We start from the raw sequence: 22,573 nt of genomic DNA, 5'->3' as shown, positions 1-22,573 counted from the left end.
GGAAAAACCTTAAGTTTTAAAACTTAAGGTTTTAACATACACTTGTAAGATTAGTAGCTAGGCCACCTAAAGAAGTTTCTTTGTATTTTGAGTTCATGTCTTTGCCGGTTTCATACATAGTTTTTATAACCTCATCAAGACTTACTTTTGGAGTTGATTTTCTACTCATTGCCATTCTAGCAGCTGAAATTGCTTTAATCGCTCCAAAGGCATTTCTTTCTATACAAGGAATTTGCACTAAACCACTTACTGGATCACAAGTTAAACCTAAATGATGCTCCATTGCAATTTCAGCAGCATTACAAGCTATCTTTGCATCAAAACCCATTACAGTAGCCATAGCTCCTGCTGCCATAGAACTTGCACTACCAATTTCAGCTTGACAGCCAGCTTCAGCACCACTTATACTTGCATTTTTCTTATAAAAAGAGCCTATTAACATAGCAGTAAGTAAAAAATTAATGGCTTTTTCATCGTTAAAACCAATAGTATGATTTTTAAGATAAAGCATTACAGCAGGCACAACAGCACATGCACCATTAGTTGGTGCAGTTACCACTCTAGCTCCACTTGCATTTTCCTCTGCAATAGCAATAGCATATAAAGAAATAAAATCAATAATTCCTAAAGGATCACTTGTCATAGCCAAACGCTCATTAAGTCCTTTGGCGCGGCGTTTTAAATGTAAATTCCCTGGAAGAAAATCTGAGCTTGGATGAATACCATTATAATAAACTTCTTGCATTACTTCCCAAATTTCTAAACAATAAGCTCTAATTTCTTCTTTAGTGTGAAATTGAAGCTCATATTCATAAGAGAGTTTTGCTAGATCCCATGAATTTTCTTCGCAAATTCTTAAAGCATCGCTTGCATTATTAATATCAAGTTCTAATTTAGTATGTTTTTGCTCACAAGCTCCATCTTTGTGTTTTTGAAGTTCAGCTTCACTCATAACAAAACCACCGCCTACCGAATAATAAATTTCTTCAGCAATGATTTCTCCATTTTCATTATAAGCACTTATTTTCAATCCATTTTCATGCAAAGGTAAAAAGTCTTTTTCAAAAATCAAATCTTTATCATAATCAAAATTTAATTCTTTTTGAGCATCTAAAACCAAAATTTTATCTTGCAAAATTTTATTAAACACACGATCTTGCAAAGCAATATTTAATTCTTTTGCTCTTAAGCCACTCAACCCCCATATAATAGCTTTATCACTTAAATGGCCTTTACCAGTAAGCGATAAAGAGCCATAAAGTTTGATTTGAATTTTTGTAATTTGTGTGATTTTATCTTTGATTTTTTCACAAAACATATTCCCTGCTAGCATTGGTCCTAAAGTATGAGAAGATGAAGGACCGACACCAACTTTAAATATACTTAAATTACTACTCATTCATCAGCACCTTAAAAAGTATAAATTACAGTGATGATTGTCAAAATACCTGTGATAAACACAAATGCATCTAAAGCTTTGTTTTGGAATTTTTTCATTTTAGATACAGTGTAAATTGCAATCATAGGCATTAAAAATAAGATTGCGGCAATGATTGGACCACCTAAGCTTTCAATAAAACCTAAAATACTTGGATTTACATAAGCAGTAATTAACATAACAATATACATTACCAAAGTTGAATAAACTGCGATTTTTTTCAAATCCGGATTATCATTACCTGCTAATTTACAACATTTTCTAACTATACCATAAGCACCTTCCCTAGCACCAAAATAATGCCCAAAGAATGAACTAGAAATTGCTAAAAATGCGATTAGTGGACCACCATAAGAAATAAATGGATTATCAAGTTTATTAGCAAAATAAGAAAGTACAGGTATGTTTTGTGCTCTAGCTTCAGCAAGTTCTGCAGGAGTTAAAGAAAGCACACAAGATACCACAAAAAACATTACAAAAGCAAGTAACATTACAGAAGTTCTAAATAACACTTGATTTGCTTTTTGTACTGAATTTTCAGGATATTGTCTTTTTACACTTAAAGAAAAAGTAGAAATCGCTGGTGAGTGATTAAATGAAAACACTAAAACCGGTAAAGTTAGCCATACTATAGTAATAAATTCTTTTGTTCCAGGAATAGCACTAAAACTTTCAAACGACCATTGCGGGATAAGATATAAAGAAAATAAAAATAAAATAGCACATAAAGGATATACAAGCCACTCACATACTTTGGTAATTAATTCTTCACTAAAAAGCATAATAAGCATAAAAATACTTACTAAAACAAAAGCAAAAAGCGCTCTATAAAAAGGAAGTAAATTAGCTATAGTTTTTCCTTGCTCATTTACACTTGTTTGATACATAGCACTAATTGCGTTTGCGAAAGAACCATTTGGATCTAAAAGTGGTAAGAATTGATTATAAATAAAACTCTCAAAAGTATTAGTTATACCTACACAATATGCTAAACAAATTGGGAAAATTGCAAAGAAATAAAGCACAGAAATAAAAATACTTACTTTTCTGCCAAAATACTCTTCAGCCGCATGAGTAATATCTTTATCATTACCATTTGCTTGACATACAAAACGACTTAAGGCTCTATGGCTTAAATACACCATTGGAAAAATAATCAAAGCCATTACAACAACTGGCCAAAAACCACCAACACCTGCTTTAATAGGTAAAAATAAAATCCCCGCACCAACTGCAGTCCCAAAAAGAGAAAGCATCCAACGCGTATCAAAAGAATTCCACTTAAGATTATCCACATTTTCTCCTTGTAAAAAATAATAAAAAAAGCTTTTACCTAAAAACTTTTTGTATTATTTTACAAATATGCTCTTGAGTAGTTTGGCGTGATTTTTTCCCTTTCATTTAAAGCAACTGCAGCTTCATTTGCAAAATTTGGACTTCTTAATAATTTTCTACCATAACAAACTAAATCACACACCTCACCCAAAAGCAAAGCCTCACCTTCGCTAGAACTATTTATAAGACCCACGCAAGATATAGGAATTTTAACAACTTCTTTTAAAGCCTTAGCATAAGGAGCTTGGTAAAGTGGTGCTATATTTGGCACTAAAGAAGGTTTGTTGATATTTCCTCCTGCTGAAATATCTAACATATCAACGCCTAAATTTTCTAAAATCAAGGCAAGTTTTTTACTATCTTCCAAATTCCAACCACCCTCTTGCCACTCTGTAGCTGAAATTCTTACAAATAAAGTAATATCAACTTCTTTTTTTATACGCTTAATGATATCACACAAAAGACGCGCTCTATTTTCAAAACTACCACCATATTCATCATCTCTTTGATTTGATAAAGGAGATAAAAATGAACTAAGCAAATACCCATGAGCACTATGAAGCTCTATCGCATCATAGCCTGCTTCTTTAGCTCTTTTAGCACTTTGGATAAATTCTTGCTCTATTTGTAAAATTTCATCTTTACTTAAAACATGAAGTTTAGAAAATTTTTCACTAAAAGCGATATTACTTGGGGCTTTTGATATAGCTTGTTTGCATGAATTTTTACGACCACTATGATTTAGTTGGATAGCAACTTTAGCACCAAAATGATGACAAAGATCGACAAGCTCCTTATGTCCTAGAATTTGAAAATCTCCCCAAAGGCCTATATCATTATCAGCAATTTTTGCATTTTCATTAATCGCACAAGCTTGAACTATGATAAGCCCAACACCACCCAAAGCTCTAGCTCCATAATGTATCAAGTGAAATTGATTAATCTTACCATCTAAAACTTGTGTTTCATACATATCCATAGGAGGCATTACGATGCGATTTTTTACATAAAAATTTCCAATCTTTAGCTCACTTAAAAGTAAAGACATAATACCCCTTAAAATATTTTTTATATTACTATAATAGAAAAAAATTAATTTTTCTTAAAACATAGAGTATTTTAGACCAATATTATAATTTTTAATAGATTATTATTAAAAAAATAGTTTTTAATTATATTTTTTCACTATTAAAACTACAAAACACAATCTAATCAAATAAGCTTTTCTCAAAACACTTTAACATAAAACTTTTGCGATGCAAAGGTGAATAACCAAATACTTTAATCTTTTCTATATGAGCTTTTGTACCATAACCTTTGTGTTTATCAAAATCATAATGATTATATAATTTAGAAAAATAACACATTTTTTGATCACGACTTACCTTGGCTAATATACTAGCTGCTGAAACTTCTTGTACTTTCATATCAGCTTTAATCATGGTTTTTATGCCTAAAACTCCATAATTTAAATTTCCATCATATAAAATCTCATCTTGGTTAAAATGCCTTTTTATGATTTTTAAAGCTAGTTGCAAACACTGACTAAGCCCTAAAGTATCAATCTGCAAAGGCGAAAAAGCAAGGATTAAAAAATTTGAGCTAGAAAGAATTTGTTCATATAGTTCTTCTCTTTTTTTTGCACTTAATTTTTTAGAATCAGCTAAACCATCAATATTTTTTAAAAGCTTGCAAGCTCCTATGTGCATATCTCCAGCCAAAGCCCCGCGTCCAGCCTCATCTACTCCAACTAAAGCCATTATTTTTCCTTTATAATGCTATATTTTTCTACTAAATTTTCTAAAGAATAATTCATATTAGCAGGAGAACTTGAAGGAAGTTCAAAAAATTCTTGCTCAGGATAAAATTTAGCAAAATATTTACTTGCAACTTTACCTAAAACACAAATTTTTTCTATATTTGCCTTATCTAAAATAATATTTATATCATTTGCTTTAGCATAAGAAATGGTTTTATCATCTGAATTTTTTATCTTACAACTTGCTATAACATCCCAAAGTGCTATATGATTTGCTTTTAAAAAAGCTTTTTGATCTTGTACTGTTTTTAACTCACACTCAAATAATATTTCAAAAATGCGCCAAAAACGATTTTTACTATGTTGATAATAAAAATTTTCTTCTCTTGATTTAATAGATGGAAAAGAACCTAGTATTAAAACTTTTGAGTGTTCATCAAAGAAAGGTTCAAAAGGATGAGTTAAAATTTGCATATTAAACCTTGATAAAAATAAAATATTTTATCATTTTTATCAAGGTTTTTAAAATCATCCTAAAAATTCGCGTTTGAAGTATTCTTTTGGAGCTTTACATAAAGGACAGGCATTTGGTGCTTTTTTACCACGATGTATATGCCCACAAACTTCACAAACCCACAATTCTTCTACTTCTGAATTAAAGAAATCTTCTTCTTCAAGCATTTTTTTAAGCGCTAGATATTCTCTTTCATGCTCAATTTCTACTTTGCCTATAGCTGTAAATAATCTTGCTATATTTCTTTTGCCCTCATCTTCTGCGATTTTTGCAAAATTTGGATACATAGTAGTATGCTCGTAATTTTCACCCTCTGCTGCACAGATTAAATTTTTAGCAGTTTCTTCTAAAGCTTTACCATCTACTAATTCATGATATGCTTTAAATTCAGCTCTTGCATGCCATTTTTCATTTTCTGCAGCTTCTCTAAAATGCTTTGCAATAGCATGCCAACCTTCTTCTTGAGCAATATCTGCAAATAAATCATATTTGTTTCTTGCCATAGATTCACCTGCGAAAGCTTTCATCAAATTTATGGCTGTTAAATCTTTAGTAATGCACTCCATTTCTTGACCACAGCAACTAAGCTTTCCACCACCTACATTTTGCACTTCTACTTCATTGCCGCATTTTTGGCATTTATAGCTTTCATATTGTCTCATTTAATATCCTTGTGATTAATTTAAGTAAGATTTTGATTGAAAAACTCACCCAAATGTTATTGTAGCATTTGGGTGCTAAAAGATTTTAGTATTTTAAGAAATATTCTTGAATTTTCTTAGGATCACTTGTTTTAGTTAAAGCAAGCATTAACAATACTCTAGCTTTTTGAGGACTCATATCACCTGTATCAATAAAACCAAGTTTTGCATCAGCATCACTTACTGCAACTCTACCAGCTACTACGCGTGAGCTTACCGCTACATTAAGACCTTTTTTAAGCAATTCTTTTAATACATCTTTTTGATAATCATGAATACTGCCAGCACCTGTTCCAGCTACAACTATACCTTTAGTTCCATTTTCAAACAAAGCTTTCGCTGCAACACCGCTACCATCATTTGCATAACTATAAAGAATATCTACTTTTGGTAATTCTTTTAGCTTGCTAACATCAAATGGAGATTTTTTAGTGTGTAATTTTGTATTAGTATTGTAGAAGAATGCTTTTCCATCTACTATATAACCCATATCACCCATATCCGGTGAACTAAATGCATTTACATTTAAACTATGAGTTTTCATAACGCCTCTAGCGCTTTGAATTCTATCATTCATAGCCACCATTACACCTTTATTTTTTGCTTGTGGATCTGCTGCTAACGCTACAGCATTGTAAAGATTTTTAGGACCATCTGCACTAATTGCAGTTGATGGGCGCATTGCACCAACTAAAACAACAGGTTTATCGCTTTTTACGGTTAAATTTAGGAAATATGCAGTTTCTTCCATGGTATCAGTACCATGAGTAATCACAACTCCATCTACATCAGATTTTAAAAGCCTATTGACTTCTTTAGCAAGTTTTAGCCAAATTTCATTTGTCATATCTTTACTATCAATATTTGCAATTTGATCCCCGCTAATTACTGCTAAATCTTGAATTTGAGGCACTGCTTTAATCAAAGCATCAACCCCTAAAACACCCGCTGTATAACCTGTTGTAGCTACCGAACTATCAATCGAGCCTGCAATAGTTCCACCTGTAGCTAAAATTGCAACTTTTGGTTTTGCTTCCAAAATTCCTGCTCCTAAACTTAGTGCCATAGCTGCGCACATTAACATTTTTTTCATGTTAGTCCTTTCATTAGAAATGATAAAAATTATAATGCAACTATGTTTAAATAAAAATAAATTATTAATATAAAAAATACTTTAGTAAATATTCATTAATTAAAGCCATAAATTTGCAATTTTTTTTAGTTTTTCCACATCGCTTGAAGCATAAAATTGAATGTTGGCTTCTTCTTGGATTGATGTTAAGTTAAATTCTTGTTGCAATTGCAAAGCTATAGCCTCGCCTGAATGAATAAGTTTTGTATTTTTGCCAAAATACTCTTCCAAAGAATGGGCAATTAAAGGAAAATGCGTGCATGCTAAGATTAGAGCATTAGGATGAAATTTAAGCTTATTAAAATAATACTCAAAAGCAGCTTTTAAAAAATCTCCTTGAAAAATCCCTTCTTCAACCATAGGTACAAAAAGCCCAGTTGCTTTTTCTTCCACTTTTAAAAAACCTTCTTTGATTAAAGCTTGCTTATAAGCGTGAGAATCCACGGTAGCTTGTGTTGCAATAACTAATATATTAGAGTTTTTATCTTCTAAAGAGTTTTTAACCGCTAAAACCCCTGCTTCTATAACTCCAAGAACCGGAAATGGTGCATTTGCTTTTAGAATTTCTAAAGCATGCGCGCTAACTGTATTACACGCAATAATAAGCATATCGACTTTTTTTTCTTTGAAAAACTCTAAAGCTTCTAGGGAAAATTTAATGATAGTTTTTTTATCTTTAACCCCATAAGGTACCCTTGCGGTATCTCCATAGTAAATATATTCTTTAAAAAGTTTTGCTTGAAGTAAAGATTTTAAAACACTAAGCCCACCTACACCGCTATCAAAAACGCCTAGTCTCATCAAAATCCTTAAAAAGAGAAGAAAGTAGAAAATCTACTTTCTTATAAGCCTACTGCACTTAAGGTTTGGTATTTATTCATATAAATTTGAGCTTCGATTTTTCTCATTGTATCAAGCGCTACTTGAACTACGATCAAAACAGAAGTTCCACCAAAATAAAAAGGCACACCAAACAACTTCACAATAAGCCATGGTAATGTAGCTACAAGCCCTAAATAAATAGAACCTGACAAGGTAAGTCTTGATGCTACTTCATTAAGATAATTTGCAGTTCCTTCACCTGGTCTAATACCTGGTATGAAACCACCTTGTCTTTTAAGATTTTCAGCTATATCTTTTGCATTAAATACAATTGATGCATAAAAATACGCGAAGAAAATAACAAGTAAGAATGTTAAAAAATGAAAGAAAAATCCATTTGGATTTAAAAAGTCATAAATTTTTAACACATACTCATTTGTACTTGTTTGCAAAATAGTGCTTGGAAACATCAAAATCGCACTTGCAAAAATAGGAGGAATTACTCCACTTAAATTTATTTTAATAGGTATGTAATTCATAATGCGTTTGTTTTGATTTTGCATGATTACTTTTCTTGAGTAAGAAATAGGAATTCTTCTTTCTCCAAGCTCTACTACTATAATAGCCCAAATAGTAAGTAAAATTACAACTAAAATAGCAATGATAGTCAAGAAATTCATCTCACCTGTATTTACCAAATTTACTGTTCCACTAATTGCACCTGGAATTGTAGAAACAATACCGCCAAAGATGATCAAAGAAATACCATTTCCTATACCGCGTTGAGTGATTTGCTCACCTATCCACATTAAAAGCATGGTACCTGCAAGCATAGAAATAGCAGAAAGTGCAATAAAAGTATTCATATCAATCATAATAGCTGACTGACCTGCTTTTCCATGAAGACTTTGCAAGCCTATAGAAACGCCTATACTTTGTATCAAAGTGATAGCTATAGTAGCATAACGGATAATTTGCATATATTTTTGCATACCATCGCGTTCTTTTTTCATCTTTCCTATGTTAGGAAAAGTTGCCGCTAAAAGCTCCATAATAATCGAAGCAGTAATATAAGGCATAATGCCTAGAGAGATGATGCTAAGTCTTTCAGCAGCACCCCCACTAAACATATTAAACAAGCCTAATGCATTAGATGCATTAGAATCAAAAAATTCCTTGATAACACTGACATTAACCCCCGGAACTGGAACATAAGCTAATATTCTATAAGCAAATAAAAAAGCTAATGTTATGAGAATTTTATTTGTCAATGCTTTATTCATTATTTTTGTCCGCTAAAAGTGATCTTCTCGTCTTTAATTTTACTAGCAAGATCTTTAGCACTTGCTCCAATAAGCTTAACTTTATTTACATTTTTTGAAAGCTTATGAATACTATTGATTGTTTCAAATGTAATTTCGCTAAGCTCTTTGATTGCTGTGATTTTTTCAACATTAATCACATAAGGTTTTTCAAATTTAGAAGTAAAGCCTACTTTTGGTAAGCGTCTTTGAAGTGGTTGTTGACCCCCTTCAAAACCTCTTTTTTCGTTATAACCTTTTCTAGCAGTTTGGCCTTTTCCACCTTTAGTAGAAGTTTTTCCCATACCACTACCTTGACCACGGCCTATTCTTTTGGTTTTATGTGTTGAACCTGGTGCTTTTGTTAAATTCATTGATTATCCTTTAAGCATTGTAAGTGCTTTGATAGTAGCACGCACAACATTTGCTGAATTATTTGAACCTAAAGACTTAGTTAAAATGTCTTTAATACCTGCAAGTTCCACGATAGGACGTGTTGAACCACCTGCAATAACCCCTGTACCTTCACTTGCTGGTTTAAGTAAAATTCTACTTGCGTTGTATTTTACTTCTACATCATGAGGGATAGTTGAACCTTTTGTTTTAACTTCAACAATGTTTTTAAAAGCATCATCAACTGCTTTTCTGATAGCATCTGGAACTTCTTTAGCTTTTCCATAGCCCACACCAACTAAACCTTTTCTATTTCCAACGATAACTAAAGCAGTAAATCTAAATCTTCTACCACCTTTAACAACCTTAGTAACCCTGCCGATATCGACGATTACTTCTTCAAATTCTTCTCTATTATATTTTTCCATCGATCTTCCTTTTGGGTTATAGTTTGATTCCGTTTTCTCTTAGTGCTTCAGCTAATGCTGCAATCACACCATGGTATAAATAACCATTTCTATCAAACACTGCTTCTTCTATGTTTTTAGCTTTTAAAACTTTTGCAAATTCAGCTGCTATTTTTTTAGCACCTTCTTTATTTGCTTTAACACCAATTTTTCTTCCATCTACTGCTGCTAAAGTTACTGCTTTAACATCATCGATAGCTTGGATATATAAAGTTCTGTTTGATTTAAAAACAGAAACTCTTGGAAGAGCTTGTGTTCCTGAAATTTTTGCTCTAATTCTTTTTTTTCTTTTAATTCTTAAAGATATTTTTCTTTTTAATACATTTGCTCTCATATTCTATCCTTACTTCTTAGATGTCTTACCAGCTTTGCGGATAATACGCTCATCTGAATATTTAACACCTTTTCCTTTGTAAGGCTCAGGTGGTCTAAATTCACGAATTTGAGCAGCAACTTGACCTACCACTTGTTTATCGCTACCTTTGATAATAACATTGTTTTTATCAACGGTAATTTCTATGCCTTCTGGAATAGCATAGTTGATAGGATGAGAAAAACCTAAAGCAAGTTCAAGAACTTTACCTTTTAACGCAGCTTTATAACCAACACCGTTGATTTCTAAAGTTTTGCTAAAACCATCAGTTAAACCGATGATGATGTTTTGAGCTAAAGCTCTATAAGTTCCCCAATAAGCTCTACTTTGTCTATCTTCACCTTTAGGAGAGAAAAGAATTTGCCCTTCTTTAATCTCAACATTAACATTTGCTTTTGTATCAAGCTCTTTTGCTAAATTTCCTTTTTTGAATTTTAGCAAGTTACCTTCTAATTTTACTTCTACTCCACTTGGAATAGCAACTGGTTGTTTACCTATACGAGACATTCATTTTTCCTTTTTACTTGTCTACGATATGACTACTTTATAAGAATGGATACCGAATACCATAAAAAGTAGAAACTCTTACCAAATAGTACATAAAACTTCGCCGCCAACGCCTGCTTTGTAAGCTTCGTCGTTAGCTAAAACACCTTTTGAAGTGCTTACTACGATAGTACCATAACCGTTTTTAAATCTTTTGATCTCATCTTTGCCTTTATAAACACGACGACCAGGTTTAGAAATACGCTTAACTTCGTTAATTACGCTTTTACCTTTTTCATCATATTTTAAAACTACATTGATGAATTTCTTTTTATCCTCTTCAATAACATTAAAGCTTTCAATATAGCCTTTAGCTTGGAAAATTCCAAGTAAAGCTTCGATAACTTTAGAATGCAAAAGTTGAGTAGTCTCTAATCTTCTCATCCCTGCATTTCTAATTCTTGTTAGTGAATCTGAAATTAAATCATTTATCATGGTTCTTTCCTCTTACCAACTTGCTTTTTTAAGACCAGGAATTAAACCTTCATTTGCCATTTTTCTTAAGCAAACTCTGCAAATTCCAAAATCTCTATAAACTGAATGTGGTCTTCCACAAATTTGGCATCTAGTATACCCTCTAACGCTAAATTTAGGTTTGCGGGCAGCTTTTGCAATCATTGATTTTTTAGCCATATTACTTTCCTTTTGCAAATGGCACGCCAAATAATTCTAATAATTTTTGTGCCTCTTTATCTGATTTTGCTGTTGTAACGATAGAAATGTTCATACCATGAGTTCTTAAGATTTTATCATATTCAACTTCTGGGAACATTAACTGCTCATCTAAACCAAAGTTATAGTTTCCTCTTCCATCAAAACCATCTCTTGGAAGACCTCTAAAGTCTTTAACACGAGGAAGAGCTATAGTAATAAGCTTATCTAAGAAAGCATACATATTGTCTTTTCTTAATGTTACCATTACACCTACTGGGAAGCCTTCTCTTACTTTAAAACCAGCAACTGATTTTTTAGCTTTTGTGATAACTGCTTTTTGCCCAGCGATCAATGAAATAGTATCTGCAACATTTTGTAATACTTTTTGATCTTTTGCTAATTCCCCAGCACCTACACTGATTACAACTTTTTCAATAAAAGGAACAAGCATAGGATTTTTAATATCAAATTCTTTAACTAAAGCAGGTTTGATATTTTGAGTATATTTTTCTTTCAATCTCATCATCTTATTCTCCTGCCTTTGCTACATTTGAAATATCCATTGGCATTTCTTTATTGACAAAACCGCCGTTTGGATTTTTATCACTTGGCTTAACAGCTTTTTTAGCGATTTTACAACCCTCAACAATTACTTTATTTGTTTTAGGAAATACTGCTAAAACTTTACCTGTTTTGCCTTTGTCATCGCCTGCGATAACTTTTACCATATCATTCTTTTTAATTTTTAATTTCATTACAACACCTCCGGTGCTAGTGAAACAATTTTCATAAAGCCACCATATCTTACTTCACGACCTACTGGTCCAAAAATACGCGTTCCGATAGGCTCTCTTTTAGCATCAAGAATAACTGCCGCATTTTCATCAAAACGAATTAAAGAACCATTGTCTCTATGAATTTCTTTTTTAGTTCTAACGATAACTGCTTTTACTACTTGACCTTTTTTAACTTTACCATTTGGTAGAGCTTTTTTTACAGACGCAACGATTACATCACCAACAGTAGCGTATCTTCTTTTGCTACCACCTAAAACCTTAATGCACATTAATTCTTTTGCACCGCTATTATCAGCAACTGCAAGCCTAGTAAAACTTTGAATCATTACTCAACTCCTGCTGATACTATAGTTTTTAAGCGAAATGATTTTCTCTTAGAAAGTGGTCTACATTCAATAGCAACTACAGTATTTCCCACTTTAAGTTCATTTCTTTCATCATGAATTAAATATTTTTTAAAGCGTTTTACGATTTTTCTGTATTTTGGGTGAACCACTTTTCTTTCAACCAAAATTGTTGCTGTTTTATCTCCAGCAATTTGAACAACAACGCCTTGAATTTCTCTTTTAAATGCCATTTTCTATCCTTATTTTAAAGCGCTAATTGCAGTATTGATTCTAGCGATGTCTTTTTTAACTTCGCTAATCTCTTTAGGATTAGTTAGCTGCATTGTTTTTAGCTTTTGTCTTAAAGTAAATAAAAGCACCTTTTTTTCTTTTAGCATTGTTGCAAGCTCACCTGCTGTTTTATCTTTAATCTCAGTATATTTCATTTTGGCTCTCTCTTGTAACAAACTTAGTTTTAAATGGCAATTTATGCATCGCTAAAGTTAAAGCTTGTCTTGCCATTTCTTCATTAACCCCTGCCATTTCATAAATAATACGACCTGGTTTAATGTTCATTACCCATTCCTCAACTGCACCTTTACCTTTACCCATACGAGTTTCTAAAGGTTTTTTAGTTAGAGGTTTATCTGGGAAAACTCTAATCCAAGTTTTACCTTGTCTTTTTACAAAACGAGTTAAAGCAATACGAGCTGCTTCAATTTGGCGTGAATTGATACGGCCAGCTTCAGTTGCTTTTAGGGCAAAATCACCAAAAGTAAATTCAGTCCCTCTGTTGGCATAACCTCTGTTACGCCCTTTCATCATTTTACGATATTTTGTTCTTTTTGGCATTAACATGATTATTTACCTCTTCTTGCTCTTCTAGTTTTTTTAGCTGGAGCGTTTTCTTCGGTTTTTTCAGGTTGAACACCCTTTTGTAAAACTTCACCTTTGAAGATCCATACTTTAATACCTATATTTCCATAAGTAGTATGTGCTTCTGCGAAACCGTAATCGATTTTTGCTCTTAAAGTGTGAAGTGGAACACGACCTTCTAGGTACCATTCAGTTCTTGCCATTTCAGCACCACCTAAACGGCCTGAAACTGAAACTTTAATCCCTTTAGCACCTGCTTTTTGCGCTCCTTGAATTACTTTTTTCATTGCTCTTCTAAAAGCAATTCTTTTTTCAAGTTGAGTAGCAACACTTTCAGCTGCAAGCTGAGCTGAAGCACCTGCTTTTCTTTCTTCTTTGATATTGATATTAACTTCTTTTTTGATTAAATCTTGAAGTTCTTTTCTTAAAATATCAACATCACTACCTTTTTTACCAATAATAATCCCTGGTCTTGCAGCTACAACAGTTACTCTTAATTTTTTCGCTGTTCTTTCTACAAGAATTTGGCTAATTCCTGCATAATAAAGTTTTCTTTTTAAAAATGTTCTGATTTTATAATCTTCACCAATATTTTCTGCTAAATTAGCTTTTGTAGGAAACCATCTTGATTCCCAATTTCTATTAATTCCTAGTCTTAAACCAATCGGATTTACTTTTTGTCCCATATTAGCTTTCCTTTTTCACTGATGCTTTTTTAGCTTTTGTAGTTTTTTCAGCACTTGCTTCTACTTTACTAACTTCTACCAAAATGTGTGAAGTTGGCTTTCTAATACGACTAGCACTTCCTCTAGCTCTTGGTCTAAATCTTTTTAAAACCGCACCAGCATCAACACGACAACTTGAAACAACAACTTCATTTGCTTCAAATCCGCCATTTGCTACAGCACTTGAAATAGCATTTGCTATAAATTTAGCACCTTTATTTGGCATAAATTTCAAACTAGCTAATGCAAGCTCTGCATTCATACCTTGAACTTCTCTAGCAATCAATCTCGCTTTAGTTGGAGATAATCTTATGAATTTAATTAACGCTCTACTCATAAATCTCCCTTACTTACCTATTTTTTTCTGAACAGAGCCTTTATGACCCTTAAATGTTCTAGTAGGTGCAAATTCACCTAATTTGTAACCGATATGATTTTCAGTAATATATACTGGGATAAAGCTTTTTCCATTATGAACATTAAAAGTTAAACCTATCATATCAGGTATAATAGTGCTGCGTCTTGACCAAGTTTTAATTGGCTTACCATCGTTAGCTTTTTTAGCAGCGATGACTTTTTTCATTACATGGTCATCAACAAAAGGACCTTTTTTTAGTGACCTAGCCATCTTACTTTCCTTTTCTTCTTGAAATTATTAGCTTATCGCTAGCTTTTTTACGGCGAGTTTTAGCACCTTTAGTTGGTTTACCCCATGGAGTAACTGGATGACGGCCTGAATTTTTCTTACCTTCACCCCCACCGTGCGGGTGATCAACTGGGTTCATCGCAGAACCTCTTGTTTGAGGACGAATACCTCTATGGCGGTTTCTTCCTGCTTTACCGATAGTCACATTTGACCATTCTTCATTACCAACTTCACCGATACTTGCCATACATTCAGCTAAAACTTGTCTCATTTCACCACTTGCAAGTCTTAAGATAACATATTTTTCTTCTTTACCCATTAATTGAGCATAAGCACCTGCTGAACGGATCATTTGACCGCCTTTGCCTGGTTTTAACTCGATATTGTGTACGATAGTACCCACTGGGATATTTCTTAATTTCATTGCATTACCTGGCTTAATGTCAAGTCCGCTTTCAGCAGCACAAATAACATCACCAACGCTTAAACCTTTTGGTTGTAAGATGTATCTTTTTTCACCATCTCTATAAGAGATTAATGCAATACGACAATTTCTGTATGGATCATACTCGATTGCTTCAACTTTACCTTCAATACCAAATTTTCTTCTTTTAAAATCTATAATTCTGTAAAGTTTTTTAGCACCTGCTTCTTTATGACGGCTTGTGATTCTACCATTATTGTTACGACCTGCATGAGCTGGAAGTTTTACAAGTAATGAACGCACACTAGCTTTTGCTGTGATATCATCAGAGCTTACACCTGTGATGTATCTTCTACTTGGAGTATATGGTTTATAAGTTTTAATTGCCATCTTATGCCTCCGAACTTTCTAAGCTCACACCTTCTGGTAGCTTAACATAGAATTTTTTAAAGCTATTTCTTTGACCTTCGCGACCTCTAAAACGCTTTACTTTTCCATCCATTTTTAAAGAATTAATTCTTACTGGAGTTACACCAAAATATTCTCTTAAAACTTCTTTTAGACCATTTTTAGTCATTTTTGGAGAAGTTTGAATAACTACAACACCTTGCTCTTGAAGGTTTAAGCTTTTTTCAGTGTAAAGTATTGTTTTTATATCAGTAATATCTGCCATTTTAACCCTCTTTTACGATAGATTCAAGCGCTGCTTTTTCAATGATAACAGCATTAAATACAGATACTAAATAAGCATTTACTTCGCTAATATCAACTACATAGCAATTTGCTAAGTTTCTAAAAGCAAGAAGTGTTTTTTCATCTAGTAAATCTTTTACAATTAAAGCATCTTTTAAACCAAGCTTTTTAATAACTGCATTTGCATCTTTTGTTTTACCGCTTTCAATGCTTAAACTATCTACTGAGAATAATGCATTGTTTTGTGCTTTATCAGCCAATGCTCTTTCAAGCGCTAAGCGTTTTTGTTTTTTATTAACTTTTTGGAAATAATTACGATTGTTTGTAGGGCCAAATGCTACAGCACCACCAACCCAAACATTCGTTCTTGTTGAACCTGCTCTTGCACCACCACGACCTTTTTGTCTCCATGGTTTTTTACCACCACCGCTTACATCGCTTCTACCTTTAGTATGAGCTGTGTTTGCTCTAAGGCTAGCAAGATAAGATTTTACATATAAATAAAGGTTGTGAGGATTAACTTCTGCATATTTTGCTGGAAGATCGAGTTCACTAGCTTTTTCAAATTTATCATTTAAAACAGTTACTTTACTCATTTTGCAATCCTTATTTTACCCATAGCACCATTAAATCCTGGTACCGCACCTTTTACTACTAAGATGCCATTTTCTTCATCAAATGAAACTACTTCATTTTTAACAGTAACTTTTACATTACCATAATGACCTGCCATTTTCATACCTGGTTGAACACGACCTGGCCATTCGCGGTTACCGATTGATCCGTGGCGTCTGTGGAATCTTGAACCGTGACTTGCAGGACCTCCGGCGAATCCGTGTCTTTTAACAACCCCACTATAACCTCTACCTTTAGAATTAAAGCTTACTTTTAAGATAGAAGCTTCTTTTAAAGGATTAAGATCAATATCACCTGCTTCTGTGTTTGCTACTTCTAAAGAAGCAAATCTATTATATTCAGCTGAAAGATTGTATTTTTTTTGCTGACCCGCAATGCATTTATTATTTGCTTTGCCTTTTACATAAGCAACCAAAGCTTTTCCATTTTCTACTTCACATACTTTAGTTTGAACAAGTTTAAGTAAGGTTACAGGAATGCTTGGTGTGCTGATTGTTCTACTCATACCAATTTTTTCTACAATGTATTCCATATTCTATCCTTATTTACCCATAGCTCTTACTTCAACATTGACCTCTGGAGCCAAGTCAAGCTTAGTGAGTGAATCTACTGTATCTGGAGTAGCTGCTACAATATCAAGCATACGAGCATGAATTCTCATCTCAAATTGTTCGCGTGAATCTTTATTGATGTGTGGAGATTTCAAAACTGTGTATCTTTTAATTTTTGTAGGCATTGGCACTGGACCTCTGATGTCAGCACCTGTTCTTTTAACAGCTTCTACAATTGCTGCAACTGTGCGATCTAGAACTCTGTGGTCATAAGCTTTTAGCTTAAGCCTGATTCTTTCCATATTTTTTCCTTTGTAAAGAACTCGTTAGACCCATAAGAATCTAACCACCATATAATAATGATGTTAAGATTATATAAAAAGAGCCTTTGCTATGTCAAGAAATTTATACATTTTTTTTAATTATTTTCCTTTTAAAAAGGATAAAAATTAAATTTTTAAAATTTACAAGATTTTTTATACATTAAGAAAATATAAGAAAAAATATAGTATGATTTCAAAATCTAAAGGGGCATTAGCTCAGCTGGGAGAGCACAACGCTGGCAGCGTTGGGGTCAGCGGTTCGAACCCGCTATGCTCCACCATTAATTACAAAGAAATTTATGAAATCACTACAATTTTTTTACGATAATTACCCAAAATTTCAAAAATTTGATGAAAGAAAAATTCAAATTCAAACCCATAAAAACATCATTATAAAAGGTGGTTTTGCAAGTGGTAAGAAAAATTTAATTTTAAATTTTTTATCTTTGTACAAAAGTGAAAATATACTTTTTATCGATTGTGATGATTTGAAATTTCAAGCAAGTGCTTTGGTAAATTTGAATTCGTTTTTAACCTATAATCCACAGATTAAATTTTTAGCACTTTGCAACTTTGCTCATGATTTTGACTTTGCCAGTTTAAAACACCTTAATTTGCAAATCATAATAAGCGTTTGTGATAGCAATTTTCATTTAGATTATTTTGAAGAACTTCATTTAGATTATTTAGACTTTGAAGAATTTTTAAGCTTAAACAAAAAATACGCTGACACTAAAACCATGGTAAGTTATTTTTTACATACAGGACGCAATGTGATTTTAAATCACAACTTTAACACAAACTCATCATACTTAAGAAGTTTTTACACTCCATTAGAGCTTACTATACTCAAACAAATTGCCTTGGAACTTGGGAATGAATTTAGCGTTAATGAGCTATTAAAAACACTAAAAAACAGTATAAAAATTTCCAAAGATACCTTATATAAAAGCATAGAAAAACTAGAATCAAACTACACTTTGTATTTTGTAAAAAATCTTGAAAAAAATTTAAAAAAAGTATATTTTTGGGACTTTTCACTAAAAAATTCTCTAAGCATACAAAAAGACTTTAGTGCTTTGTTTGAAAATTTGATTTTAAGCGAGTTGTTTAAATTTGAACAAGAAATTTTTTATACCAAATATTTTGATTTTTACTTACCAAGTCTTAAAAATGCATTTTTATGCTCGCCCTTTAAAGATAAAGATTTACTTAGTTTAAAAGTCAAAAAAATACTTAGTAAAAACCAACTTGCACTTTCGACTATTTATATCATCACGCTTTCACAAAGAGATGAGTTTTTCATAGAAGGGGTGCGTGTGATGATTTTACCTTTTGATGAGTGGGCTTTAGGAAATTAATCTAACTCATCAAGCTTATGTTGATTTATGATAGAAATAATAAGCTTAGTATAATTACTTTTAATCTCTGAATATTTTTCCAAATGACTTGCCGCTTCTTTACCATCAAGTTTTTCATTTTGATTTATAGCATCCCACCGCCAAGCTCTAAATTCCTTATAAGCATCATGACGATTTAAATTTAGCAAGTATGAATCCACACTTTCTTGCAAGGTATCAAATATACGAATTTTATGAGTTTTACCTTCACTTCTTTCTTTTGGAATCAAACCTTTCTCACCCCAAGTCCATTCTCCAAATAAATTATTTGCTTCTTTAGCAAAACGACTTGTGCCAGTTGCGCTTTCAATAATTGCTTGGGCTATGGCTAAAGATTTTGGAACCTTTTGGATACGCAGTTGGTATTCCTTGTGATCGTATAAATTTTTAACGCGATATTTTTCTTTTAAAAACCATAGTTTTTGCACAGCATTAGAATTTAGTTTTCTAAAATTACTCTTTAAAGCTTCCTCAAAAAAAATATCTATAAATTCTTTTTCATTTTCAATTTCTTTGAAAGAAACATCTAACAAAGCATTGATTTTTTTGATAAAAACTTCACGCTTTTCTTTTATACTTAAAGCATAATAATGTTTATCAAAACCTGCTATAAATTCAGCTTTTAAAAATAAAAAACTACTAAGTAAAATTATAATCAGCTTCAAAACAGCACTTTACCTTTCCTCTGAAAAATATTTGATCATCCTCTAATCTAAAATATAAATTTTCTTTGCTTTTTGGCTTTACTAAAATATCATCTTTAACTTTTTGATTTAAATAAGCAAGATAAAAACAAGCTCCCATACCTGTACCACAAGCTAAAGTCTCATCTTCTACCCCGCGTTCATAGGTTCTAACTCTTATAAATTCTTCATTTTCTATTTTAGCAAAATTAACATTTGCGTTATATTTTTTACGCACTTCTTTGCATAAATTTACATCAAATTCATTTAAATCATCAACAAAAGTCACCATATGTGGCACACCTGTATTACATCCTTGCCAAATTCTATCTTTATGTTTAAAAGCTTCTTTAATATCCTTCACTCCACTTAATTTAATCTCTACCATGTCATCATCAACAAATGATTTTATAAGTCCTGCTCCGGTTAAAAAATTTAAATATTGTGATTTTTTTAGATAATGATGAGCAAAATGAGCTGCTGCACGCGATCCATTACCGCACATATTTGCTTTACTGCCATCGCAATTATAAAATTCCCATTCAAAATCATATCTATCATGAGGCACAACTACTATAAGTCCATCAGCACCTATGCCCTCATAACGATTACAAAGAATTCTAGCTAACTCGCTACGATCTTTTTTTTCACCATCTGCAAATACTACAAAATCATTTCCGCTTGCACAATATTTATAAAATTTCATTTTTAACCTTTAAAGTATGTTTTAAAAAATTTAGCACATTTTCTTCAAATTTTTCATAACTTGAAATATTTTTTATCACAAAATCTGCTTTTTTTAGTTTTTCTTCTATATCAAGTTGCAAATTAATTCTTTTTAAGGCTTCATTTTCATCTAAATTATCTCTTTGTATTAATCTTTTTAATAAAATTTCTTTTGGAGCATAAATCAATATACTTTTTCCTAGATCTTGATAATGATTATTTTCAAAAAATAAAGGCAATTCTATAAAAAAAGCCTTGTTTTTTTTATCTAAAATTAGTGCTTTTTGTAAAATTTCTTCTTTGATTTTAGGATGTAAAAAACCTTCTAACTTTTTTTTGGCGTTTAAATCATTAAATACAATAGCACCAAGCTTTTTTCTATCTATTTTTCCTGCTATAAGTAAATCATCATTATCAAAAAGCTTAGCTATAGAATTAGCATTTTCATTTAAAAGCTCATGAGCTATCACATCTGCACTTAAAGTATCAAAACCCAAATTTTGAACTATTTTTATAAAGCTTGACTTTCCACCTGCTATACTTGAAGTCACAAAATAAGCATTTTGCATAATTTAACCTTAAAATATTTTTAGTTAAAATACCTTTTAAATTCTTAAAGGAAGATAAATGAATATAAGCTATGAAGATGCAGGCGTAAGTATAGACAATGGTAATACTTTTGTAGAAGCAATTAAGCCTTTAGTAAAAGAAACTTTTAATGAAAATGTTTTAGGTGGCATAGGCTCTTTTTCGGGTGCTTTTGCCATGCCAAGTGGTTTTAAAAATCCTGTTATGCTAGCAGCAACAGATGGGGTAGGCACAAAGTTGCGTCTTGCTATTGATAGTCAAAAATTTGACACCATAGGCGAAGATTTAGTAGCAATGTGCGTGAATGATTTAATTTGCAATTTTGCTACGCCTTTGTTTTTTCTAGACTATTATGCAAGTGCAAAGTTAGATGTAGAAGTAGCTAAAAAGGTTGTAGCAGGGATTGCTAATGGTTGTAAAAAAGCAAATTGTGCCTTAATAGGCGGAGAAACTGCTGAAATGCCTGGAATGTATCATAACAATGACTTTGACTTAGCAGGTTTTTCAGTGGGCATGGCTGAAAAAGATGAAATAGATAGAAGAAATTTTGTAAAAAATGGAGATATTTTACTAGCTTTGCCTAGTAGTGGGCTTCATTCTAATGGATATTCTTTAGCTAGAAAAGTATTATTTGAAGCACAAAAGCTTAAATTTGATGATAAAATAGATGGTAAAAATTTAATCGATATTTTACTTGAACCTACAAGAATTTATGTAAAAGACTTTTTAAAATTAAAACCCTTCATCAATGCACTAGCTCATATAACAGGTGGTGGTTTAGTAGAAAATTTACCTAGAGTTTTTCCAAGAGGAATAGGTGCTATTATTAGAAAACATCATCTAAAAACTCCTGAAATTTTTTATCAAATAGGCCAAAGCGTAGAAGAAGCTGAAATGTATAGAAGCTTTAACATGGGTGTGGGCTTAGTTATGGTGATAGATCCATCTAATGTAGGAAAAGTTTTAGAGAACTCAGATGCTTATGTAATAGGCGAAGTTGTGCTAAATGAAGGGGTTGTTTTAGAGTAAAATCTCTTAGACTTTCTAAGAGATTTTATTTTTTAGTTTAGCGGATGAAGTTCATTTGCATAAAAGCTTACTGAATTCATACCTTCTTTGATAGCCCATTCATAAGCTTTTACTACAAATTCCCAGTTAATGTGTGCGTAGAATTTATCTAAATACACAGGGCGTGCATTACGGTGATCTACATAGTAAGCATGCTCCCACACATCAACTACTAAAAGTGGAACTTTACCTTCAGTGATAGGTGTAGCAGCATTGCTTGTAGCTACTAATTCTAATTTTTGATTTTGAGTGTTATAAACTAGCCAAAACCAACCAGAACCAAATACTCCTGTAGCTCCTTTGATGAATTCTTCTTTTAAATTTTCCATAGAACCAAAGTCTTTTTCAACCGCTGCTTTAAACTCATCACTTAAAGAACAGCCACAGCCACAGCATGTTTTTGGCTTAATGCAGTCAAAATAAAAGTCATGATTATACACTTGAGCAGCGTTGTTAAAAATTCCGCCATTTGAGTTTTGTATGATATAAACTAAATCTTTTCCTGCAAATTCAGTATCTTTGATAAGATTGTTTAGGTTATTTACATAAGTTTGATGGTGTTTGCCATGATGAAATGCAAAAGTTTCTGCACTCAAAAAGTCTCCAAAAGCGTCTGCTTCATAAGGTAGTTTTCTTAATTCAAACATATTGTTCTCCTTTTTTAAATTTTATAGCA

General features: G+C 32.2%; 35 protein-coding genes and 1 tRNA gene. 3 read left to right on the top strand and 33 right to left on the bottom strand.

The annotated features are described in order from the left end of the window. Positions 1 to 31: 31 nt before the first annotated feature. The 29 genes from E2O22_RS02930 to rpsJ form a co-directional block, all read right to left on the bottom strand. Positions 32 to 1,399 (bottom strand): L-serine ammonia-lyase, encoded by a 1,368-nt coding sequence (locus E2O22_RS02930; RefSeq protein ID WP_133319140.1) that lies wholly within the window; start codon positions 1,397 to 1,399, stop codon positions 32 to 34. An 11-nt stretch (positions 1,400 to 1,410) separates the two neighbouring features. Then, positions 1,411 to 2,694, bottom strand: a complete 1,284-nt coding sequence (locus E2O22_RS02925) for an aromatic amino acid transport family protein (RefSeq protein ID WP_133319191.1) — start codon at positions 2,692 to 2,694, stop codon at positions 1,411 to 1,413. 98 nt (positions 2,695 to 2,792) lie between these two features. Further along, positions 2,793 to 3,821, bottom strand: coding sequence for an oxidoreductase (locus tag E2O22_RS02920; RefSeq protein ID WP_133319139.1), 1,029 nt, complete (start codon positions 3,819 to 3,821; stop codon positions 2,793 to 2,795). A gap of 160 nt (positions 3,822 to 3,981) precedes the next feature. Next, on the bottom strand, positions 3,982 to 4,533 hold the full coding sequence (gene rnhB / locus E2O22_RS02915) for a ribonuclease HII (RefSeq protein WP_133319138.1): 552 nt from the start codon (positions 4,531 to 4,533) through the stop codon (positions 3,982 to 3,984). Then, positions 4,533 to 5,006, bottom strand: a complete 474-nt coding sequence (locus E2O22_RS02910) for a DNA-deoxyinosine glycosylase (protein WP_133319137.1) — start codon at positions 5,004 to 5,006, stop codon at positions 4,533 to 4,535. Before E2O22_RS02910 ends, rnhB begins: the two co-directional genes overlap by 1 nt. A 54-nt stretch (positions 5,007 to 5,060) precedes the next feature. Next, entirely contained in the window at positions 5,061 to 5,708 is a 648-nt protein-coding gene (locus tag E2O22_RS02905; RefSeq protein ID WP_087700790.1) for a ferritin family protein, read from the bottom strand. A gap of 85 nt (positions 5,709 to 5,793) precedes the next feature. Then, positions 5,794 to 6,825, bottom strand: a complete 1,032-nt coding sequence (locus tag E2O22_RS02900) for a type II asparaginase (RefSeq protein ID WP_257928322.1) — start codon at positions 6,823 to 6,825, stop codon at positions 5,794 to 5,796. A gap of 114 nt (positions 6,826 to 6,939) precedes the next feature. After that, the gene (murI, locus tag E2O22_RS02895; protein WP_133319136.1) at positions 6,940 to 7,680 is read right to left on the bottom strand and encodes a glutamate racemase; all 741 of its coding nucleotides are present in this window, start codon (positions 7,678 to 7,680) and stop codon (positions 6,940 to 6,942) included. Positions 7,681 to 7,721: 41 nt separating this feature from the next. Beyond that, on the bottom strand, positions 7,722 to 8,984 hold the full coding sequence (gene secY, locus E2O22_RS02890) for a preprotein translocase subunit SecY (RefSeq protein ID WP_133319135.1): 1,263 nt from the start codon (positions 8,982 to 8,984) through the stop codon (positions 7,722 to 7,724). Next, positions 8,984 to 9,376 (bottom strand): 50S ribosomal protein L15, encoded by a 393-nt coding sequence (rplO, locus tag E2O22_RS02885; protein ID WP_039617163.1) that lies wholly within the window; start codon positions 9,374 to 9,376, stop codon positions 8,984 to 8,986. The genes secY and rplO overlap by 1 nt, the downstream gene beginning before the upstream one ends. Before the next feature lie 3 nt (positions 9,377 to 9,379). Beyond that, positions 9,380 to 9,823: a 30S ribosomal protein S5 gene (gene rpsE / locus E2O22_RS02880; RefSeq protein ID WP_039617161.1), complete on the bottom strand. Its 444-nt coding sequence runs from the start codon at positions 9,821 to 9,823 to the stop codon at positions 9,380 to 9,382. Between the two features lie 16 nt (positions 9,824 to 9,839). Then, the gene (rplR, locus tag E2O22_RS02875) at positions 9,840 to 10,196 is read right to left on the bottom strand and encodes a 50S ribosomal protein L18 (protein ID WP_039617157.1); all 357 of its coding nucleotides are present in this window, start codon (positions 10,194 to 10,196) and stop codon (positions 9,840 to 9,842) included. 9 nt (positions 10,197 to 10,205) lie between these two features. Further along, positions 10,206 to 10,742 carry a 50S ribosomal protein L6 gene (gene rplF / locus E2O22_RS02870; protein ID WP_039617154.1) on the bottom strand — a complete coding sequence of 179 codons (537 nt, stop codon included), beginning with the start codon at positions 10,740 to 10,742 and terminating at the stop codon, positions 10,206 to 10,208. Between the two features lie 78 nt (positions 10,743 to 10,820). Continuing rightward, the gene (rpsH, locus tag E2O22_RS02865) at positions 10,821 to 11,216 is read right to left on the bottom strand and encodes a 30S ribosomal protein S8 (RefSeq protein WP_039617152.1); all 396 of its coding nucleotides are present in this window, start codon (positions 11,214 to 11,216) and stop codon (positions 10,821 to 10,823) included. A 12-nt stretch (positions 11,217 to 11,228) separates the two neighbouring features. Beyond that, positions 11,229 to 11,414 carry a type Z 30S ribosomal protein S14 gene (locus tag E2O22_RS02860; protein WP_012660824.1) on the bottom strand — a complete coding sequence of 62 codons (186 nt, stop codon included), beginning with the start codon at positions 11,412 to 11,414 and terminating at the stop codon, positions 11,229 to 11,231. A 1-nt stretch (position 11,415) separates the two neighbouring features. After that, positions 11,416 to 11,961, bottom strand: coding sequence for a 50S ribosomal protein L5 (gene rplE / locus E2O22_RS02855; protein ID WP_133319134.1), 546 nt, complete (start codon positions 11,959 to 11,961; stop codon positions 11,416 to 11,418). A 1-nt stretch (position 11,962) separates the two neighbouring features. Further along, positions 11,963 to 12,190 carry a 50S ribosomal protein L24 gene (gene rplX, locus E2O22_RS02850; protein WP_039664935.1) on the bottom strand — a complete coding sequence of 76 codons (228 nt, stop codon included), beginning with the start codon at positions 12,188 to 12,190 and terminating at the stop codon, positions 11,963 to 11,965. Next, complete coding sequence (gene rplN, locus E2O22_RS02845; RefSeq protein ID WP_012660821.1) at positions 12,190 to 12,558, bottom strand: 50S ribosomal protein L14; 369 nt, start codon at positions 12,556 to 12,558, stop codon at positions 12,190 to 12,192. Before rplN ends, rplX begins: the two co-directional genes overlap by 1 nt. Next, positions 12,558 to 12,809: a 30S ribosomal protein S17 gene (gene rpsQ, locus E2O22_RS02840; RefSeq protein ID WP_039617148.1), complete on the bottom strand. Its 252-nt coding sequence runs from the start codon at positions 12,807 to 12,809 to the stop codon at positions 12,558 to 12,560. Before rpsQ ends, rplN begins: the two co-directional genes overlap by 1 nt. Before the next feature lie 9 nt (positions 12,810 to 12,818). Then, complete coding sequence (gene rpmC, locus E2O22_RS02835; protein ID WP_012660819.1) at positions 12,819 to 13,004, bottom strand: 50S ribosomal protein L29; 186 nt, start codon at positions 13,002 to 13,004, stop codon at positions 12,819 to 12,821. Continuing rightward, entirely contained in the window at positions 12,991 to 13,416 is a 426-nt protein-coding gene (gene rplP / locus E2O22_RS02830) for a 50S ribosomal protein L16 (RefSeq protein WP_012660818.1), read from the bottom strand. Before rplP ends, rpmC begins: the two co-directional genes overlap by 14 nt. 2 nt (positions 13,417 to 13,418) lie before the next feature. Continuing rightward, entirely contained in the window at positions 13,419 to 14,120 is a 702-nt protein-coding gene (gene rpsC, locus E2O22_RS02825) for a 30S ribosomal protein S3 (protein ID WP_039617145.1), read from the bottom strand. Between the two features lies 1 nt (position 14,121). Beyond that, positions 14,122 to 14,496, bottom strand: a complete 375-nt coding sequence (gene rplV, locus E2O22_RS02820) for a 50S ribosomal protein L22 (protein ID WP_039617143.1) — start codon at positions 14,494 to 14,496, stop codon at positions 14,122 to 14,124. A 9-nt stretch (positions 14,497 to 14,505) separates the two neighbouring features. Continuing rightward, the gene (gene rpsS / locus E2O22_RS02815; protein WP_039664929.1) at positions 14,506 to 14,787 is read right to left on the bottom strand and encodes a 30S ribosomal protein S19; all 282 of its coding nucleotides are present in this window, start codon (positions 14,785 to 14,787) and stop codon (positions 14,506 to 14,508) included. 1 nt (position 14,788) lies between these two features. After that, a complete protein-coding gene (gene rplB, locus E2O22_RS02810) occupies positions 14,789 to 15,619 on the bottom strand; it encodes a 50S ribosomal protein L2 (protein ID WP_039625087.1) in 831 nt (276 codons plus the stop codon). Between the two features lies 1 nt (position 15,620). Beyond that, the gene (locus E2O22_RS02805; protein WP_039617139.1) at positions 15,621 to 15,902 is read right to left on the bottom strand and encodes a 50S ribosomal protein L23; all 282 of its coding nucleotides are present in this window, start codon (positions 15,900 to 15,902) and stop codon (positions 15,621 to 15,623) included. Between the two features lies 1 nt (position 15,903). Next, positions 15,904 to 16,518: a 50S ribosomal protein L4 gene (gene rplD, locus E2O22_RS02800; RefSeq protein ID WP_039617137.1), complete on the bottom strand. Its 615-nt coding sequence runs from the start codon at positions 16,516 to 16,518 to the stop codon at positions 15,904 to 15,906. Further along, on the bottom strand, positions 16,515 to 17,090 hold the full coding sequence (rplC, locus tag E2O22_RS02795) for a 50S ribosomal protein L3 (RefSeq protein ID WP_012660811.1): 576 nt from the start codon (positions 17,088 to 17,090) through the stop codon (positions 16,515 to 16,517). The genes rplD and rplC overlap by 4 nt, the downstream gene beginning before the upstream one ends. Positions 17,091 to 17,099: 9 nt before the next feature. Further along, complete coding sequence (rpsJ, locus tag E2O22_RS02790) at positions 17,100 to 17,411, bottom strand: 30S ribosomal protein S10 (protein WP_012660810.1); 312 nt, start codon at positions 17,409 to 17,411, stop codon at positions 17,100 to 17,102. Between the two features lie 226 nt (positions 17,412 to 17,637). Here rpsJ and E2O22_RS02785 point away from each other — a divergent pair. Together E2O22_RS02785 and E2O22_RS02780 are read left to right on the top strand one after the other, a co-directional pair. Next, positions 17,638 to 17,713: transfer RNA gene (locus tag E2O22_RS02785), tRNA-Ala, on the top strand. 18 nt (positions 17,714 to 17,731) lie between these two features. Then, positions 17,732 to 18,793: an ATP-binding protein gene (locus E2O22_RS02780; RefSeq protein ID WP_133319133.1), complete on the top strand. Its 1,062-nt coding sequence runs from the start codon at positions 17,732 to 17,734 to the stop codon at positions 18,791 to 18,793. Here E2O22_RS02780 and E2O22_RS02775 read toward each other — a convergent pair. The 3 genes from E2O22_RS02775 to coaE are packed head-to-tail and all read right to left on the bottom strand — an operon-like array spanning position 18,790 to position 20,810. Then, positions 18,790 to 19,497, bottom strand: a complete 708-nt coding sequence (locus E2O22_RS02775; protein WP_133319132.1) for a glucosaminidase domain-containing protein — start codon at positions 19,495 to 19,497, stop codon at positions 18,790 to 18,792. The two genes, E2O22_RS02780 and E2O22_RS02775, sit on opposite strands and share 4 nt — an antisense overlap. After that, positions 19,472 to 20,221 (bottom strand): diaminopimelate epimerase, encoded by a 750-nt coding sequence (gene dapF, locus E2O22_RS02770; protein WP_133319131.1) that lies wholly within the window; start codon positions 20,219 to 20,221, stop codon positions 19,472 to 19,474. Before dapF ends, E2O22_RS02775 begins: the two co-directional genes overlap by 26 nt. Further along, on the bottom strand, positions 20,208 to 20,810 hold the full coding sequence (gene coaE, locus E2O22_RS02765) for a dephospho-CoA kinase (protein WP_133319130.1): 603 nt from the start codon (positions 20,808 to 20,810) through the stop codon (positions 20,208 to 20,210). The genes dapF and coaE overlap by 14 nt, the downstream gene beginning before the upstream one ends. A 58-nt stretch (positions 20,811 to 20,868) precedes the next feature. On the opposite strand from coaE, the gene purM reads away from it, so the two are divergent. Next, positions 20,869 to 21,858, top strand: a complete 990-nt coding sequence (gene purM / locus E2O22_RS02760; protein ID WP_133319129.1) for a phosphoribosylformylglycinamidine cyclo-ligase — start codon at positions 20,869 to 20,871, stop codon at positions 21,856 to 21,858. Positions 21,859 to 21,890: 32 nt separating this feature from the next. Here the strand turns inward: purM and sodB are convergent, their stop codons facing one another. Next, the gene (gene sodB / locus E2O22_RS02755; RefSeq protein WP_133319128.1) at positions 21,891 to 22,544 is read right to left on the bottom strand and encodes a superoxide dismutase [Fe]; all 654 of its coding nucleotides are present in this window, start codon (positions 22,542 to 22,544) and stop codon (positions 21,891 to 21,893) included. Between the last annotated feature and the right edge of the window lie 29 nt (positions 22,545 to 22,573).

Origin of the sequence: Campylobacter lari (assembly GCF_004357905.1) — a bacterium.
Classification (GTDB): domain Bacteria; phylum Campylobacterota; class Campylobacteria; order Campylobacterales; family Campylobacteraceae; genus Campylobacter_D; species Campylobacter_D lari_D.
The sequence above is the reverse complement of the archived record's forward strand: the minus strand, read 5'-3'. Positions and strand labels throughout refer to the sequence as shown.